This is a genomic window from Micromonospora vulcania (assembly GCF_042658605.1).
GTDB classification, from domain to species: domain Bacteria; phylum Actinomycetota; class Actinomycetes; order Mycobacteriales; family Micromonosporaceae; genus Micromonospora; species Micromonospora vulcania.
Map to the genome: position 1 here is coordinate 39,905 of NZ_JBHSQS010000003.1, position 17,249 is coordinate 57,153.

Genomic DNA, 17,249 nt, shown 5'->3' on the forward strand with positions numbered 1-17,249 from the left:
TACCGGTCAGATCTCGATGTTGAACTTGCGCAGCACCGAGGGCGCGATCAGGCCGACGGTGGCGAGGGCCGAGACGACGGTCAACACGATGCGCAGCCCGACCACCTCGGTCTTGCTGCCGGTACGCAGGGCGATGCTGTTCGGCAGGCCGACCATCGTCCACATTCGGCGTTTGATCGGGATCGGCCAGAGGATCGGCACCCCGGCACGGGTGATCATGTCGCCGATGATGTGCACGAAGCAGCCGACGCCCAGGGCCGTGCCGATCAGCGGATAGCCGCGCCCACCGGGGAGGTTGACGAAGGTGAACCAGGCCGCCCCGGCCGACGCCAGGGTCACGATCACCCAGCCGGCCCGCTCGGCCCAGTCGTCGAACAGCCCGCGCAGGGCGAGGCCGAACATGAAGAACAGGATGGTGATGACGGCCCACTTGCCGTACGCGGCGCAGAGCGCGGTGGTGCCCCAACCGATCAGCAGGGTGAACGGAAGCGTGTGGGTCAGCGTCCGGTGCCCGTTGCTGCGCTTGGGATCCTTGCTGAGCTTCGTGGCGTAGTAGACCCCGAGTGAGATCTTCTCCATCACCTCGGCGACGAAGAGCGAGAAGACCCCGAAGGTACGGCCCACCGTGGCGCCACCCTGGTTGCTGGTCACCTTGCCCGACATGTCGAGGTCGGGAAAGAGCGCGCCACCCGCGCACACCGCGGTGCCCACCGCCAACGCGAGCGGCGACTGGTGGTAGTCGGCGAACTGGTCCAACGCCCACGACCCGGCCAGCCATACCGCCGCGCCAGACAGCGCGTGCGACGGACCCATCATCTCGGCTCACCCTCCCCAGGGATCTTGAGCGCCAAAACTACGCCACTGTAGTCAGCGCCGGCACCGCAGGGGCATCACCCGGACGGTCCACAACGGAGGTGTCAGAGAGCGGGGGTGAAGCTCTGCCGGATCATCGGCAAGTATGTCGCGTTGACCTGCCAATCGAACTCCTTAGTCAGCCATGAGACCGTGTAGGCACGCCCGGCCGAGGTGTTGGCCAACAGTCGGAAGCTGTGCACCCGCTCGCCAGCGGCGTTGTCCCAACTGCACTCCCAGATCGCACCGCCCTTGAAGATGTCCAGCGGGGAGATGTCGACCTTGCGGTAGCCGGGCAGCGCCTCGCCGCCGACGAGCCGACTCTCCTCGCCTTTCCAGTACGCCACCGGGTCGACTCGGGCCGGCCCCGCCTCGACGCTGAGCACCCGGGGACCGTCGGCCTCCCGGAAGCAGGTCACCGCGCCCTCGACCCAACGCAGCCAGGTCACCGGCACGGCGATCCGGAAACCGCTCGGGTCGTCGTGCCAGGTCCAGCCGTTGACCAACCGGTACCGTGCGTCGGCCGGCGGCGGCACCGAGGGCACCGGGGTGGCCTCCGGCGGGGGCGCCCCGCAGGCGAAAGCGGCCGGTCGGGCGGTGGTCGCGCCACCGCCGGAGCCGGACGGGGGAGTTTGCCGGTCGTCGTACTGCTTCAGCACCAGCGCGAGACCCCCGGCCGCGAGCAGCACGGTGACGGTGAGCGCGCCGCTCAGGGCGAGCAGCCGTCGACGCCGGCCCCGGGGGCGGTACGCCGACCGGGCGGGCGTACCCGGCGCGCTGGGCAGTGCCGCCTGCCCGACCGGGGCGTCGAACCGGGCGGGTACGGCGGCCCGACCCGCGCTGCGCAGTGCCGCCACCGCCGCCGACCGGGCGGGCTCGGCGGGCTGGTCGGGGGCCGCCGCAGCAGTCCGCAGCAACGGCTCCGCCTCGGCGGCGGTGAGCCGCCGTCGGGGGTCGCGCTGCAACAGGCCGGTGAGTACGGGACGCAACGCTCCGGCACGACGCATCGGGTCCGGCGGTTCGGTGGCCAGCGCGCTGAGCGTCGCCATCGCGCTGGATCGGGCGTACGGCGACTGGCCCTCGACCGTGGCGTAGAGCGTCGCGCCCAGCGACCACATGTCGGTACGCGGGTTCGACACCCCGTCGCGGGCCCGCTCCGGTGCGACGAACTGCGGCGAGCCGAGCACGGTGCCCGGCCCGGTCATCGCCCCCTCACCACCGTCGAAGGTGGCGAGCCCGAAGTCGGTGAGCACCACCCGCCCGTCGTCGGCGACCAGCACGTTGTGTGGCTTCACGTCGCGGTGCAGCACCCCGGCGGAGTGCGCGGCCCGCAGCGCGGCGAGGACGGCGAGCCCGATCCGGGCGGTGCGCTGCGGGCTCAGCGGCCCCTCGCTGCTGATGATCTGCTGCACCGACCGGGACGCGACGTACTCCATCACGATCCAGGGGTTCTCCCGCTCGTGCACCACGTCGTAGATCTGGACCACGTTGGGATGGTTGAGCCGGGCGGCGGTGCGCGCCTCGCGCAGGGTCCGCAGTCGTAGCTCCACGCGCTCGGTCTCGGCCAGCCAGGACGGCGGCACGACCTCCTTCACCGCGACGTCGCGGTGCAGCATCTCGTCGCGGGCCAACCAGACCCGGCCCATCCCGCCGGTGCCGACCAGGTCGAGCAGCCGGTACCGACCCGCGATGGGCAACTGCTGCACGGCCGCTCCCTCTTGGTCACTCCGGGTTACACGATAGCTACCGGTGCGGGTTTTCTCATCCGCTGGGCAGCCTCGATCCACGCCGGACGGCTGGCTCGTGCACCGACCGTACGGTGCAGATCAGCGGGGTGGTCGGAAACTTTCTCGGAGTGTCGTCCAGTCTCCACCGGCCGCGGCCCAGTCCCGGTCGTCGGTGATCCAGCCCAGCGTCCAGCGGTCGCCCCCGGCCGTGTCCGGGACCTGCTGTCGGGCGTGCAGCTTGGGGCCGTCCGGAGCATTCCAGCGGCACTCCCAGTCCGCCCCGCCGCCGATCGCGACGAGCCGGATCTCGTCGTACTCCGGCAGCGCTCCGGAACCGGACGCCTTGTCGCGGGCCGACCGCAGTCGGGCCAGCGGGTCGGCGTCGCCGCCCTCGGCGACGCTGAACGCCCGGCCGGTCGCCGGGTCCTGGAAGCAGGCCACCGTGCCGTCCTTGGAGTAGCGCCAGGTCGCCGGCACGGAGACCCGGAAGCCGGTGGTGTCGGCGTGCCAGACCCAGCCGGCCGGCGGCCGGAACCGCTCGCCGGGATTCGGCGATCCGACGGGCACCGCCGTGCCGATGACGTCCGGGCGTACGCAGGGCAACGGTGGCGGGGGCACGTCACGGCCGCCCGGCGGCCGTCCGTGTCGGTTGGGGTCGAACGGGCCGCCCGGGCCGCCACCGCCGCCCGGTGGCCGGTCCGGCGGCGGCGCGCTGGACCGGTCGGCGGTCCCCCTCGGCTCGTCGTCCGCGACAGTCAGCGCGGTGCCGACACCGGCGGCCGCGGCCACCAGCAGCGCCGTGGCGATCAACGCGGCCCTGCGCGCGGTGCGCCGGGCGGGGGCCCTGGTCGGTTCGCCTGGGCTGGCGGCCTGGTTCGCGGCGGTCTGGTCCGGCTCGGGCAGCGGGATGGTGACGTCCTCGTCGGACGTGTCGCCGGACACGCTGGATCGGTCGGTCAGCTCGGCCGCCGGGTCGGCCCACCGGGGTTCGGCCGGCGGACTGGCGGAGCCGGTCGCGGCGGCGGTGAGCAGCCGGCGGGCCCCGTCGTGGTCGAGGCGGTGGCGCGGATCGCGGCGTAGCAGCCCGTCGAGCACCGGCGCGAGCGGCCCGGCGTGCGGGGCCGGGTCCGGCGGGCCGGCGGCCAGCGCGCTCAGCGTCGCCATCGCGGTGCTGCGGGCGTACGGGGAGCGACCCTCGACGGCGGCGTGCAGGGTGGCACCGAGCGACCACAGGTCGGCGGCCACCGTGGACACCCCCTCGGCGGCCCGCTCCGGGGCGACGTACTGCGGTGAGCCGAGCACCATGCCGGGGCGGGTCATCGCGCCGTCGCCGCCGTCGAACGTGGCCAGGCCGAAGTCGGTGAGCATCACCCGCCCGTCGTGTGCGACGAGCACGTTCTGCGGCTTGACGTCGCGGTGCAGGACCCCGGCGGTGTGCGCGGCGTGCAGCGCGCCGAGCAGGGCCAGGCCGATCCCGGCCGCCCGGGCCGGCTCCAGCGGCCCCTCGGCGTCCAGAACGTCCTGCAGTGTGCGGGACGGGACGTACTCCATCACGATCCACGGGCTGCCCTCGACCGGTACGACGTCGTAGAGCCGGACCACCGCTGGGTGGATGAGTCGGGCGGCGGCGCGCGCCTCCCGCAGGGTGCGCGAGCGCAGCTCGGCCCGTTCGTGGTCGGCCAGCCAGCTCGGCGGCACGACCTCCTTGACCGCGACGTCGCGGTGCAACATTTCGTCGCGGGCCCGCCACACCCGACCCATGCCGCCCCGGCCCACGAGATCGAGCAGCCGGTACCGACCGGCGATCAGCACCTGCGCACGCTCCTCCTCGGCCGCTGTCCGGGCTACACCCTAACCAGCGGATCGGAAGCTACCTATAGGTCGTCCGCTTCGGGTCAGCAGGCGGCGTGGTCGGCCGCCGCCAGCAGATTGCCCTCCGGAATGGCGATCCGGGTACGTCCACCGGCCAGTCGGGCGGCGGCGCGGCGGGCCTGTAGCGGGCCGTGCTCACGACGGGCCGCGGTGTAGCTGGCGGCGGTACGGGCCGCGATGGTCGCCCAGCCGTACCGCTCGCCGACCATGGTGCGGGCGCGTCGGGCGACCCGTCGGGCGAAGACCTCGTCGCCGAGCAACTGGCCGACCGCGCCGGCGAGCGCGGCGGGATCGCTGTGCGGGAACGTCACCCCGGTCACGCCCGGCTCGACGATCTCGGCGAGCCCACCGGTACGGGCCACCGCCAGCGGCGCCCCGGCAGCCGCCGCCTCCAGCGCCACCATGCCGAACGGCTCGTAGAGGCTGGGCACCACGGTCGCGTCGGTGGCGCCGAGCACCGCCGGTAGCTGGGTGGCGTCGAGGAAGCCGGTGAAGCGGACGGTCGAGCCGAGCGCGAGCCGTCGCGCCTGCTCCTCCAACTCGGCGCGGTACGGGCCGTCGCCGGCGATCACCACGCGCAGCCCGGGGTGCCGGTCGCGCAGCCGGGGTACGGCGTGCACCAGGTGCTGTACGCCCTTCTCGTAGACGAGCCGCCCGGCGTACCCGACCAGTGGGCCGTCCCCGGCGAACCGTTTCCGGGCCGAGGCGACCGCGCGGGGCCGGGCCCGCCAGGCCCGGTCGTCGACCCCGTTGGGCACCACGTCGACCTGCCCGGTCGGCACGTCGAACAGCGCGGTCACCTGCTCGCGCATGTAGCCCGAGCAGGCGATCACCCGGGTGGAGGAGCCGCTGAGCCAGTGCTCGACGCCGTGGATGGTGCGGTTCATCTCCTCGGGTAGCCAGCCCTGGTGCCGGCCCGCCTCGGTGGCGTGCATCGTGGTGACCAGGGGCAGGTCCAGGTGGTCGGCGAGGGTGATCGCGGTGTGGGCGACGAGCCAGTCGTGGGCGTGGATGACGTCGTAGGAGTCGGCCTGGGTGGCACGTAGGGCGGTGCGGGTGAGGGTGTGGTTGAAGGCCATGGTCCAGGCGAGCAGGGAGCTGGTGGCCAGGGGGAAGGTGACGGGGTCTTCGGGTGCGCGCAGGATGCGGACGCCGTCGGCGTATTCCTCCAGGGGTGCGCCGTCGGCGTGGCGGGTGACGACGGTGACGTCGTGGCCGGCGGCGGCGAGTGCGACGGAGAGGGCGTGGACGTGTCGGCCGAGGCCGCCGACGAGCACCGGCGGGTATTCCCAGGAGAGCATCAGCACCCGCAGCTGTCGGGCGGGGTGGATGTCGATCACGTGGGCGTCGGGTGACATGCGGCCCCCTCTGGGTTGTCCCCGGGCGCGCGCCGACCGGCACCGGAACCGGTGCCCGCCGTCGCGTCTGGATCTGGGACCCATCCTGCCGGGGCCGGGATAACCAGCGGAGACACCGCCGTTGCGGGCATGTAAAGCGCTACTGGCCCTTTCGGCGTACGCGCAGCAGCTCGGCCACCGACCACGCCTGGAACGGGCAGCCGGTCGCGGCGTGCGGTGCGAGGCCATCGGCCGTCTCACTTACCGACCCTAGCCCATATTCGGTCAGATGGGATTCAATGCCAACGAACAGATCATCGACCACCATCTTGCCCCGGCGGCAGGCGTCCACGTAGGGGCCGAGCAGCCACGGCCAGACCGTGCCCTGGTGATAGCCGCCGTCCCGCTCGGCCGGGCCACCCTGGTGCCGGCCGATGAACTCCGGCGAATCCGGTGCGAGGCTGCGCGGCCCGAGCGGGGTGAGCAGCCCGCCCGCGATCCGGCGCAGCGTCGACTCGTCCGGCTCCAGCGGCGCGAACGGCAGCGACCAGGCCAGCAACTGGTTGGGACGCAGCGCGTCGTCGTCGTGCTGGGCGGCACCACCCAGCGGGTACGCGGGCGCCGGGGCGTCCAGCACGTCGTGCAGCCAGCCGGTCGGCGCCGGGTAGCGGCCACGGAACGAGCCGACGGCCTTGCCGTGCCACCGCCACAGCTCGCCCGCGTCCTGCCCGGCCAGCTCGGTCAACTCGGCGAGCCCGGCCAGCCCGTTGATCCACAGCGCGTTGACCTCGACCGGCTTGCCGGTACGCGGGGTGACCGGCACCCCGTACACCCGGGCGTCCATCCAGGTCAGCGCGGTGCCCGGGGCGCCCTGGGTGAGCAGCCCGTCGGTCGGGTCGATGGCGATGCCGTAGCGCGTGCCGGCCAGGTGGGCGTCGACGACACCCCGCAGCGCCGGCAGCAACTCGTCACCGAGGTCGGTGTCGCCGGTGACCGTGACGTGTCGGCTCACCGCGTGCAGGAACCACAGCGTGCCGTCCACGGTGTTGTACTCCACCCGCCCGGTGTCGGCGGTGTTGGCGAGCATCCCCTCGGACAGCGTCGCCGCGTACGCCCGCAGCAGCTCCCGGCCCTCGTCGGCCCGGCCGGTGCAGAGGAACAGCCCCTCGTAGGAGATCATCGTGTCCCGCGACCAGGCGCCGAACCACGGGTAACCGGCCACCACGTCGACCGCCGCGCCGCCGGTACGCACCACGAACGCGTCCGCGGCCAGCGCCAGCGTCGCCTCCACCTCATCCGCCGGCTTCGCCGTGGCCACCACCTGCCGGTTGCGCCGTCGGGCCGTCGCCACGATCTCGGTGGCCGGCGGTGGCTCCTCGTCGAGTCGACCCGCCCAGGCCAACACCGACACCGTGTCGCCGGGGCGTTCCAGCTCGCCGCCGAAGCGGCCCGCGTACCAGAGGTCCTCGTCGGGGTGCAGGCCCCGGGTGGCCTCCTCGCGGTGGTGCACGCCCAGCCACCACTGCCCCTCCGGCGCCCAGCCCGGCCCCGCGAGCCGGTACGCCCCCTCGACCACCGCGCCGTCGGCCACCGGCTCGACCTGCGGCGTCGGGCCGTCGGCCCGCCGTTCGCCGTGCGCGTCGCGCCAGGTGCAGGCCGCCGACAGATCCAGCCGGACCGGCCCGCCGGCGACCAGCCGGTGCACCACCGCCACGCACGAGCGGCCGGGCAGCATGGCCAGCTCCCGCTCGATCACGACCCCGCCGATCCGCCACCGCCACCGGGGCAACCCGTCGGCCAGGTCGAAGCGCTCCAGCAGCTCGAAGCCGCGTGGGTCCACGTCGCCGGAGGACCACTCGTGCGCGCCGAGACGAACCCGTGCGCCGGACGGCAGGGTGATCGCCGGGTCCAGGCTGGCCAGCCCCACCCGGCGGGACGCCGGGGTTTCGCCGGGCACCACCAGCAGGCCGTGGTAGCGCCGGGTGCGCAGCCCGCCGACGGTGCCCATCGCGTACCCGCCGAGGCCGTCGGGCACCAGCCACTCCCGGCTTGCCGCGCTGGTCAGATCGCCGCAGACCTGCGGGCCGAAGTGAATGTCGATCAACTTTCCTCCACCGGCGGCGGGGTGTAACACGCCACGACGAGAATGGCCGCTGTGGTCAAGTACCGCGGCGACGTCAAAGATGTGCACGTGATCACTGACCGTTCGTCCTCCGACGCCTCGCCACCCGACGCTGAGCGGCTCCGGCTCGCCCAGGCCGACTCGGGGGAGCAGGACTGGCGCGCATGGGGTCCCTATCTGTCCGAACGGGCGTGGGGGACGGTGCGGGAGGACTACAGCGAGCACGGTACGGCCTGGGACTACTTCCCGCACGACCACGCGCGCTCCAGAGCCTACCGGTGGAACGAGGACGGGATGGCGGGCGTCTGCGACGACCGACAGACCTTCGCCTTCGCCCTGGCGCTCTGGAACGGCAAGGACCCGATCCTCAAGGAGCGGATGTTCGGTCTCGGCGGCGACAGCGGCAACCACGGCGAGGACGCCAAGGAGTACTGGTGGTACGAGGACTCGACGCCCACCCACTCCTGGATGCGCTGGCGCTACCACTACCCGCAGGCCGCCTTCCCGTACGACGAACTGGTCGCGGTGAACGCGCTGCGCGGCCGGGACGACACCGAGTACGAGTTGGTGGACACCGGGATCTTCGACGACGACCGGTACTGGGCGGTGACCGTCGACTACGCCAAGGCGTCCCCGACCGACCTGTGCATGGTGGTGACCGTGGCCAACCGGGGCGACCGGGCGGCCACCCTGCACGTGCTGCCCAGCCTGTGGTTCCGTAACACCTGGTCCTGGGGACTGCCCGGCGGTGACCGGATCCCCCGGCTGACCGGCGAGGGTGCCCGGCTGGTCGGTGAGCACCGGGTGCTCGGTCAGCTCCTGCTGGAGGGCGACGGCGAGCCGGTGCCGCTGCTCTGCGACAACGACACCAACGCCGAGCGGCTCTGGGGCCTGCCCGGCCGGTCCCCGTACCCGAAGGACGGCATCAACGACCACGTGGTCAACGGCGCGGCCACGGTCAACCCGGAGGGGGAGGGCACCAAGGGCGCGCTGCACTACGTGCTCGACGTGCCGGCCGGTGGGCAACGGCAGATCCGGCTGCGGCTGACCCGTACCGCGTCGCCGCCGGCCGCCGCGCCGCCACCCCCGGCCGATCTCGGCAACGGCTTCGAGGCGGTGGTGTGGGCACGCCGGGCCGAGGCGAACCGGTTCTTCGCCGGCGTGATCCCGGGGGCCGCCACCGCCGACGAGGCGTTGGTGGCCCGGCAGGCCATCGCCGGGCTGATGTGGGGCAAGCAGTTCTACCACTTCGACGTCAAACGCTGGCTGGACGGCGATCCGGGCTCGACGCCACCGCCGGCCGGTCGCCGGCACGGGCGCAACAGCGCCTGGTGGCACATGACCAGCTTCGACGTCATCTCCATGCCCGACCCGTGGGAGTACCCCTGGTACGCGGCCTGGGACCTGGCCTTTCACTGCGTGAGCATCGCCCGGGTCGACCCCGGCTTCGCCAAGGAGCAGATCCTGCTCCTGCTGCGCGAGTGGTACCTGCACCCCAACGGGCAGATCCCGGCGTACGAGTGGGCTTTCGGCGACGTGAACCCGCCGGTGCACGCTTGGGCGGCGCTCAAGGTGTTCGAGATCGACGGCGGCCGGGACTACGAGTTCCTGGCCCGGGTCATGCACAAGCTGCTGCTCAACTTCACCTGGTGGGTCAACCGCAAGGACACCGGCGGCAACAACGTCTTCGAGGGCGGCTTCCTCGGGCTGGACAACGTCGGGCCGTTCGACCGCTCGGCGGCGCTGCCGGTGGCCGGCGTGCTGGAGCAGTCCGACGGCACCGGCTGGATGGCCATGTACGCGCTGAACCTGCTGGACATGGCGATCGTGCTGGCCGAGCACGACCGGACCTGGGTGGACACCGCCACCAAGTTCTTCGAGCACTTCGCGTACATCGCCGCGGCCGCGTACGAGCAGGGGCTGTGGGACGACGAGGACGCCTTCTTCTATGACGTGCTGCGGCTCGCCGACGGCACCAAGGTGCCGCTGAAGGTCCGGTCGGTGGTCGGGCTGCTGCCGCTGGCCGCCACCACCCGGCTGACCGCGCGGACCCTGCACCAGTTGCCGGAGCTGGGCGCCCGGCTGCGCTGGTTCCTCACCAACCGTCCGGAGTACGCCCAGGTGATCGGCACCCGCCGGCTGGGTCCGGACGGGCGGCAGCAGCGGCTGCTGTCGATGGTCGGCCCCGAGCAGGTCGTCCGGCTGTTGGCCCGGATGCTGGACACCGACGAGTTCCTCTCCGAGTACGGCCTGCGTACCCTGTCCCGCGCGCACCTGGACAAGCCGTTCTCGGTCACCCTGGGCGGGCAGGAGTTCTCCGTCGGCTACGAGCCGGCCGAGTCCACCAGCGGCCTCTTCGGCGGCAACTCGAACTGGCGTGGGCCGATCTGGATGCCGACGAACTTCCTGCTGATCAGCGCGTTACGCGACTACGCGGCGTTCTTCGGTGACGACCTTCAGGTGGAGTACCCGACCCGCTCGGGGGTGAAGCGGACGCTCGACGAGATCGCCGACGACCTCTCCGCACGGTTGATCTCGCTCTTCACCCAGGACGACTGGGGCCGGCGACCGATCTACGGTGCATGCCAGATCTTCCAGACCCACCCCGACTGGCGGGACCTGATCGCCTTCCCGGAGTACTTCCACGGCGACAACGGCGCCGGTCTGGGCGCCTGGCACCAGACCGGCTGGACTGCCCTGGTGGCCGACCTCATCCTCACACTGCGCCGCTGACCCGCCGCCGGCCGGCGTGATCGCCCGCCGCCGGCCCGGCGTGATCGTGCTCGATCCTGGTTGTAGTGGCCTCCCCGCCGTCCGGAGGCCACTCGATCCTGGATCGGGTGCGGTCGACCACCGACGGCTCACCCCGTGCGCGTCTCGTAGGCCGCTCGGCTGGCCTCGATGTGCGGGACGTGCTCGATCGCCCAATCGGCGAGGGCCAGCGCAGGCGGGATGAGGCTCTTCCCGGTGGGGGTCAGCGCGTACTCGACGCGGGGCGGGACCTCGGCGTAGACCGTCCTGGCCACCAGGCCGTCCCGTTCGAGGTTCCGCAGGGTCAGCGTCAGCATGCGCTGGGAGATCCCCGGTATCTGCTGGTGCAGGTCGGTGAAGCGCAGCAGGCCCTGATCGAGGGTCGCCACGATCAACAGCGTCCACTTGTTGCAGATCCGATCGAGGATCGCGCGGATCGTCCGGCCGCCGTCGCCCCGGATCATGCAGGTGTGTTCGTACTGCGACATGACAACCCCCTGTGCCTCACGCACACGCGTGTGCCTTTTGTAGGCCGCCCAATAGTGACGCATCATGTGGCTACTTCCTACCGGTAACCATCCTGGTTGCCCGTCTCCGAGGGGACCGCCGTGGAACTCGCCTACTGGATCGTCGCGGCGCTGCTGGCGCTGTTCTATCTTCATGCCGGAGGCAAGAAGGTCACCCAGAGCCAGGAACGACTTCAGCCGATGATGGGCTGGGTGGACCGCGTACCCATGCCGTTGGTCCGGGCCATCGGAGTGCTGGAGGTTCTCGGCGCGGTCGGCCTGGTGCTGCCGCCGCTGACCGGCATCGCGGTCCGGCTCGCCATCGTCGCAGCGGTCGGCCTCGTCCTGATCCAGATCGGCGGCATCGCGGTCCATCTGTCCCGCAGTGAGGCACGGCTGATCGGACTCAACATCGTCCTGCTCGTGGCCGCCGCCGCGACCGCCTGGCTGGGCACGGTCTGGCTCTGAGTCAGGTCATCTCGCGGTTCGTCGCGCCGACCACGAGCGGCCCTCGACGTCCCCGCGCCCACACGACGAGAGCACCGCAGCAGAGCACGGTTCCCATGCGCATCACTGCGGTCCAGCCACCGACCGACCACAGCGCGGTCGCGGTGGCGGAGCCGACCGCACCGCCGAGGAAGTTGCTGACGCCCAGTGCGGTGTTGAGCCGGCTGCGAGCCTCGTCCGAGATGGCGAACAGTCGCGCCCGATTGAGCAGGGCCTGCCCCTGTAGGGCGACATCGATCACGACGAGCACGAGGATGATCAGCGCGATGGACCGACCGGCGAACGTGGCGGTGACGAAGGCGGCGAGGGCCAGCACCCAAGCCGCGCCGGTGGCCGGGAGCGACCAACCGTGGTCGTGCAGACGGCCCGCGTTCTGAACGGTGAGGGCGCCGGCGAGGCCGGCCAACCCGAACAGGCCGACCACCGAGACCGGGTAGTGGAACGGCGGCCCGGTGAGCAGGAACGTCAGCGCGGTCCAGACCAACGTGAACGCGGCGAAACCCATGCTGGCCAGGACCAGCGTCCAGCGGGCCGCCCGCTCGCGCAGAACCACCGTGCCGACCGAGGCGAGAAGCGCCGGGTAGGGCATCCGGGTGCGCGGTGCCAGCGGTGGGATCGCGCGGTGGAGCAGCGCCGCGAGCAGGACGGCGACGACCGCGGCGAGAGCGAAGATGGTACGCCAACCGGCAGTGTCCGCGATAAGTCCGCTGATCGCGCGGGAGGCCAGAATGCCGGTGAGGGTCCCGGACCCGACGACGCCGACGACGTGGCCGCGGTGGGCGTCGCCGGCCAGGTCCCCGGCGAGCGGTGTGAGGACCTGCCCGGAAACCGTTGTCACCCCGAGCAGGCCGAGGGCGAGCAGGAGTACGCCGATCGACGGCGCCAGCGCACACAACACGAGTGCGGCGGCCGAGATCAGCAGCAGCACCGGGATGAGTCGGCGGCGGTCGAGGACGTCCCCGAGTGGCACCAGCAGCAGTACGCCGAGGGCGTACCCGACCTGGGTCGCGGTGACGAGCCATCCGGCCGTCGCCGTCGTGGCGTGCAGGTCACCCGCGATGAAGGCGAGCAGGGGCTGGGCCCAGTACAGGTTGCTGATCGCCGCTGCCGCGGACACGGCGAACAAGAGCGTCAGCCGTCGGCTCAGCTCCGGCGGCGGCGCTACTGGCGGTGCGGCCATCCCGCCACGCTAGGAGGTGCGGGTGACATCTGGACCCATCAGGCTGTCGCCAGCAGGAATGCCTGGTCGTCCCTCTCCCGACCCTGAGCGCGGCGCACCAGGCGGCACACCTCCCGCAGGCCGGCAGCCGCGAGCTGGACAGCGATCTCGTCGGCCGTGTAGCGGTAGCGCTCAAGTTCGATCTCGTGGCCGAACTGGCGGTACGCCCCGGACACGTCGTGCGTACCCTCGCCGGCCTGAAATCCGACGAGCAGGTGGCCGGCCGGGCGCAGGACCCGGGTGGCCTCCGCGAAGATGCGCGCCTGACCGGCGGGAGGCGTGTGGATGATCGAGTACCAGAGCAGGACGCCGGCGAACTGGTCGTCCGGGTAGGGGAGTTCGGTCAACGAGCCCACGGTGAACGCCAGGTCGGGGTGGTCGCGGCGGGCCATGGCGACCATGCTCGGCGACAGGTCGACGCCCTGCACCCGACACCCACGGTCGGCGAGATAACGGCTCATCCGACCCGCGCCGCACCCGGCGTCGAGGACACGTGTGTCGCCGCCCGACGTCACCGCCGCGGCGAAGGCGTCGACCATGGCGAGGTCGAGTGGAGCCTCGGCACGGGTGTCCGGGAGATAGGCGGCGTAGTCCTTCGCCACCGTGTCGTAGGCACGTCGCACACCGCGGAAGTCGAGTGGCTCTGACGGCGATGAAGTCACGAGCCGCATCCTCGCAGGCGCCGGCGGCTGCCCGCGTACCGGCGGTCCCCTTAGGCTGCACGGCATGGATCGGAGTCGCTGGCTGCGCCGCCCGACATCGCTCAGCCGACACGTCGCGGCCGTCCTGGTCGCCGCGCTGATCGTGTTCGTGGCGGCGGCCACCGCGCTGTGGCTCGTCCTCGGCGCACCCCGACTGCCGCAGGGCGCGGCGTTCACCGTCACCGATCAGCTGGAGCTGGTGAAGATCGCCCTCGCGGTCGTCGCCGGGGTCGGCGGGGTGGTCGCGCTCGTGGTGGCGTACCGGCGGCAGGCGGTGGTCGAGGAGGAGAACGAGCGTGCCCGGGCCGCCGCCCGCCGCGACGACACCCGCCTGTTCAACGAGCGGTTCGGCAGCGCCACGACCCAGCTCGGGCACGAGCGACCGGCGGTACGGGCCGCCGCGGTCTACGCGGTGACCGGTCTCGCCGACGACGCGCCGACCCAGGAGCTACGGCAGACCTGCGTGAGCGTGCTCTGCGCGTACCTCCGGATGCCCTACCAGCCGGAACCGTCGGCGCCCGACTGGGTCGCGGGGGAGCGGGAGATCCGGCACGCGATCGTCGGCACCATCCGGGCCCATCTCGCACCCGGCCCGCTCCCGGATTGGAACGGCTGCGCGTTCAACCTCAGCGGCGCGGTCCTCGAAGGGGTCGGGCTGCCCGGCATCCGCCTCACCGACGGCACCCACCTGAACCTCACCCGCTGCCGGGTCGTCGGCGGGCCGGTCGATCTGCGCGGCGCGCAGTTTGTCGGCGGCCGGCTGACGTGTACCGCGATCCAGCTCGACGCCGGAGCCGGGTTCGAGCTCGGCGGCGCGGTGGCCGTCGGAACGCGGTTCGTGGGTGGCCCGCTGCCCCCGGACCTCGCGGCGTTCGTCGCCACCATGCACGATGCGGGTTCGCAGTGACGGTGAGCTGTGCTCTGCCGCGCCGCCACGGCGGACGGACCGCCTCGGTGCGTGGTCGGTCACGGCAGGATCTCGACGTACCCGTCGCCTCCGTGTACGCGGATCCGCTGCCCGTCGGGAATCAGCCGGGTCGCATCCACCACCTGCTCCTGCCAGGCCGGGATTCTTCGGCGGTCCGGAGTGTGCCCAGGCCCTCCGGCGAGCGCCGACCTCGGCGCCTGCCGCCCCGAGCAGACGAGACCTGAGCGTGGCTCGGAAAGTCGATAGCCAGGTCGCCCGGCTGGTGCGATGATCGACATCTGGGTCGCTAGCTCAACTGGATAGAGCATTCGACTGAGTAGCGCGTCCGCTCTCCGCTTCTGCGGTCACGGGGGCGCTTCCTTCTCCTAACTGGATCGAATGGTTCGGGGTTCGAGTCCCCGGCGACCCACTGAGCCGCGCCCGCGGGCCCGGCAACCGCCGGAGTTGACCGGAACGGAGGACCACGTGCTCGAGAAGCTGATCATCCAGAAGACACTGCGCGTGCCGGCTGGCACTGGCCCGGCCGGCGACGGCACGCCGGTGGCCCGTCAACTGGACGTGGCGCTGCTCGACGTCGGGTTCTCGGCCTCGCGGGCCCTGCTGGAACACATCGGCACGCTGGCTCCCGCGCCCGCGATGGACCTCGCCGCGACGGTCGTCTCGGCCGTACGCGAGCTGGTCGGCGACCATGTGCAGCACAACGCCTATTTCATCGGCTTCCCGCACGACGTGCCGGACACCATCGAGTTCTGGACGGACCGGCTACGGGCCGCCGTACGCACCGGTGGGGGCACGCTGACCGACGCGCAGCTGCGCGACGTCGCCGCCTCGGGCGGGGTGAACCTGCTCGACCTGCCGGCCTACGGGACCTACCAGCACACCTTCGCCGAGCTGTTGGCCGCGCACGACGACCTGATCACCGCAGCCGGTGACCGGGTGACCCTGCTGCGCCTCGGTGACACCGTCGACGTGGAGGCGTCGCGGCTCTATCTGGCCCTGGCCGAAAGCTCGACGCCACACGGCGAGGCGGACCTCGCGATCCTCAGTGAGCTCGCGGTCGTCTGCCTGGACGGCGCGCAGCCGGCCGAGATCCCGGTGCGGGAGAACCGTGCCGTGCTCAACGGGATCCGGCTCGTCCTCGGTCGGCCGCTGGTCGGCGTGGACACGACGACCGACGTGCTGCGCCTGGCCTGCCAGGTCTCCAACGGGGACGCCTCGCTCATGACCCCCACGCGATTTCGTGCCTTCCGGCGTCCGGAGCGTCGGATGCTGCTGGCCGCGCTGAACGAGGTCGTCGCTGCGAGCCCGGCCAAGCTCGGTGACGTCGTGCGCTACGCGGAGCGGTGGAAGAGGCTCGGGGAACGGCTGCACCCGCACGAGTACGGCCAGTGGCCGCACGCGCAGGAGGTGTTCGCGGTCGCGCGTGGCGAGCGGCGGGTACGCAACCTTGCCGGCCGCGCGGAGGAGGCGTTCCGGGCCGGAGACATCGGTTCGGCCGCATCGGTGCTGTCGGCTTCGCCGGGTCTGCTCCTGCGCTCCGCGGACCGGCTGCTGCGGCTGGCGTCGGCAGCGGAGCGATCCGCGGTTGTCGACACGGTCAGCGGTGCGCTCGGCTCCGCGTCCGGTCGGGTGCTCCTCTCGCTGCGGGAGCATGTCGACAACCGGCTGACGCCGGCGTCCGCCCGGATGTATGCGAGCCGCTCGCGCAACTCGTGGGTCGGTCCCGACGAGCGGCCACCGCTGCCGGCCGGGCTGGTGGCCGAGTTGTCGGCACTGCTCGACGCGGAGGTCAGCGCCCGCCTGCCGGAGTCGCAGCGACGACTGGTGGTGGACCCGGCGGTGCTCGACGTCGCCCTGCCGCTGTCCGGCAAGGCGACCGAAGGCGGTTTCGCGGTGCTGCCGAGGGGCTCGCGGGCGTCGGTGTCCGGTGATCTGCTGCGGTTCTTCACCTACTGGCGACAGGCCGCTCGGCGCACCGACTACGACCTGTCGCTGCTGCTGCTCGATGACGAGTTCCATGCGGCGGGCCAGGTGTCGTGGACGAACTACCACCACGACGAGGTGGTGCATTCCGGCGACATCACCGAGGCGACGAACGGCGCGACCGAGTTCATCGACGTGCCTCTGACGGTCGGCGTGCCCTACGTGGTTCCGCAGGTCCACATCTACGCCGGGGAGTCGTTCGACGAGGTCGCCGAGTCGATGTTCGGGTACCAGACCCGCACCCGGGACCAGGCCGGCGCCCCCTTCGACCCACGGACGGTACGGGCGCGTTCGCACCTGCGCGGCCAGGGCCGGGTCGCGCTGCCGATGGTGTTCGCCAGGAGCGAGCATGGCTGGCAGGCGGTGTGGCTGCACCTCTACCTCCCGGGCACACCGTCGTTCAACCGGGTGGAGGACAACACGTTCACCACGGCCGACCGGGTACGGGCACTGATGGAGCGGCGCTACCTCACCGTGGCCTACCTCGTCGACCGATGGCGCGCACGGGCCGAGGTGGTGACGTGGGACGGCCGGCTGCCGGACGAGCCGGTCACGTTCGTCGGCATCGAGGCGCCCACCGGCCTGCCGGAGGGATCGGACACGTACACGCTGGATCGGCTCAGTGAGCTGATCCCTCAATAAGCGGCGACAGCCGAGGCTATGCGGGTGCTTCCTCCTATTCCGTTCGATTCGGGACCTCCGCGCAAGCGGAGAATTGGCATTCAGCACCCGCGCTCTCCTCGG

At 72.1% G+C, this 17,249-nt stretch carries 12 protein-coding genes and 1 tRNA gene; 5 read left to right on the top strand and 8 right to left on the bottom strand.

Annotated elements, in window-relative coordinates:
* Positions 1–6: 6 nt before the first annotated feature.
* The 5 genes from ACFQGL_RS05140 to ACFQGL_RS05160 all read right to left on the bottom strand — a co-directional run bounded on the left by ACFQGL_RS05140 (position 7) and on the right by ACFQGL_RS05160 (position 7,892).
* A complete protein-coding gene (locus ACFQGL_RS05140; RefSeq protein ID WP_377506135.1) occupies positions 7–816 on the bottom strand; it encodes a metal-dependent hydrolase in 810 nt (269 codons plus the stop codon).
* Between the two features lie 101 nt (positions 817–917).
* Positions 918–2,558 carry a serine/threonine-protein kinase gene (locus ACFQGL_RS05145; protein ID WP_377506138.1) on the bottom strand — a complete coding sequence of 547 codons (1,641 nt, stop codon included), beginning with the start codon at positions 2,556–2,558 and terminating at the stop codon, positions 918–920.
* A gap of 120 nt (positions 2,559–2,678) precedes the next feature.
* Positions 2,679–4,391, bottom strand: coding sequence for a serine/threonine-protein kinase (locus ACFQGL_RS05150; RefSeq protein ID WP_377506141.1), 1,713 nt, complete (start codon positions 4,389–4,391; stop codon positions 2,679–2,681).
* Between the two features lie 83 nt (positions 4,392–4,474).
* Positions 4,475–5,809, bottom strand: a complete 1,335-nt coding sequence (locus tag ACFQGL_RS05155; protein ID WP_377506144.1) for a glycosyltransferase family 4 protein — start codon at positions 5,807–5,809, stop codon at positions 4,475–4,477.
* A 139-nt stretch (positions 5,810–5,948) separates the two neighbouring features.
* On the bottom strand, positions 5,949–7,892 hold the full coding sequence (locus tag ACFQGL_RS05160) for an amylo-alpha-1,6-glucosidase (protein WP_377506146.1): 1,944 nt from the start codon (positions 7,890–7,892) through the stop codon (positions 5,949–5,951).
* Positions 7,893–7,934: 42 nt separating this feature from the next.
* Here ACFQGL_RS05160 and ACFQGL_RS05165 point away from each other — a divergent pair, with 42 nt between their 5' ends.
* Positions 7,935–10,643, top strand: coding sequence for an MGH1-like glycoside hydrolase domain-containing protein (locus ACFQGL_RS05165; RefSeq protein WP_377506149.1), 2,709 nt, complete (start codon positions 7,935–7,937; stop codon positions 10,641–10,643).
* 128 nt (positions 10,644–10,771) lie between these two features.
* On the opposite strand, the gene ACFQGL_RS05170 is transcribed toward ACFQGL_RS05165, so the two are convergent.
* Positions 10,772–11,149 carry a winged helix-turn-helix transcriptional regulator gene (locus tag ACFQGL_RS05170; RefSeq protein ID WP_377506152.1) on the bottom strand — a complete coding sequence of 126 codons (378 nt, stop codon included), beginning with the start codon at positions 11,147–11,149 and terminating at the stop codon, positions 10,772–10,774.
* A gap of 96 nt (positions 11,150–11,245) precedes the next feature.
* On the opposite strand from ACFQGL_RS05170, the gene ACFQGL_RS05175 reads away from it, so the two are divergent.
* Complete coding sequence (locus ACFQGL_RS05175; RefSeq protein WP_377506155.1) at positions 11,246–11,635, top strand: DoxX family protein; 390 nt, start codon at positions 11,246–11,248, stop codon at positions 11,633–11,635.
* 1 nt (position 11,636) lies between these two features.
* Here the strand turns inward: ACFQGL_RS05175 and ACFQGL_RS05180 are convergent, their stop codons facing one another.
* Entirely contained in the window at positions 11,637–12,854 is a 1,218-nt protein-coding gene (locus ACFQGL_RS05180; protein ID WP_377506158.1) for an MFS transporter, read from the bottom strand.
* 38 nt (positions 12,855–12,892) lie between these two features.
* Entirely contained in the window at positions 12,893–13,516 is a 624-nt protein-coding gene (locus tag ACFQGL_RS05185) for a class I SAM-dependent DNA methyltransferase (RefSeq protein ID WP_377506161.1), read from the bottom strand.
* A 103-nt stretch (positions 13,517–13,619) separates the two neighbouring features.
* Between ACFQGL_RS05185 and ACFQGL_RS05190 the strand changes: the two genes are divergently transcribed.
* From ACFQGL_RS05190 to ACFQGL_RS05200, 3 genes are all read left to right on the top strand, one after another.
* On the top strand, positions 13,620–14,501 hold the full coding sequence (locus ACFQGL_RS05190; protein ID WP_377506164.1) for a hypothetical protein: 882 nt from the start codon (positions 13,620–13,622) through the stop codon (positions 14,499–14,501).
* A gap of 301 nt (positions 14,502–14,802) precedes the next feature.
* Positions 14,803–14,931: transfer RNA gene (locus ACFQGL_RS05195), tRNA-OTHER, on the top strand.
* Between the two features lie 56 nt (positions 14,932–14,987).
* Positions 14,988–17,147: a hypothetical protein gene (locus ACFQGL_RS05200; protein ID WP_377506167.1), complete on the top strand. Its 2,160-nt coding sequence runs from the start codon at positions 14,988–14,990 to the stop codon at positions 17,145–17,147.
* The last annotated feature ends 102 nt before the right edge of the window (positions 17,148–17,249 follow it).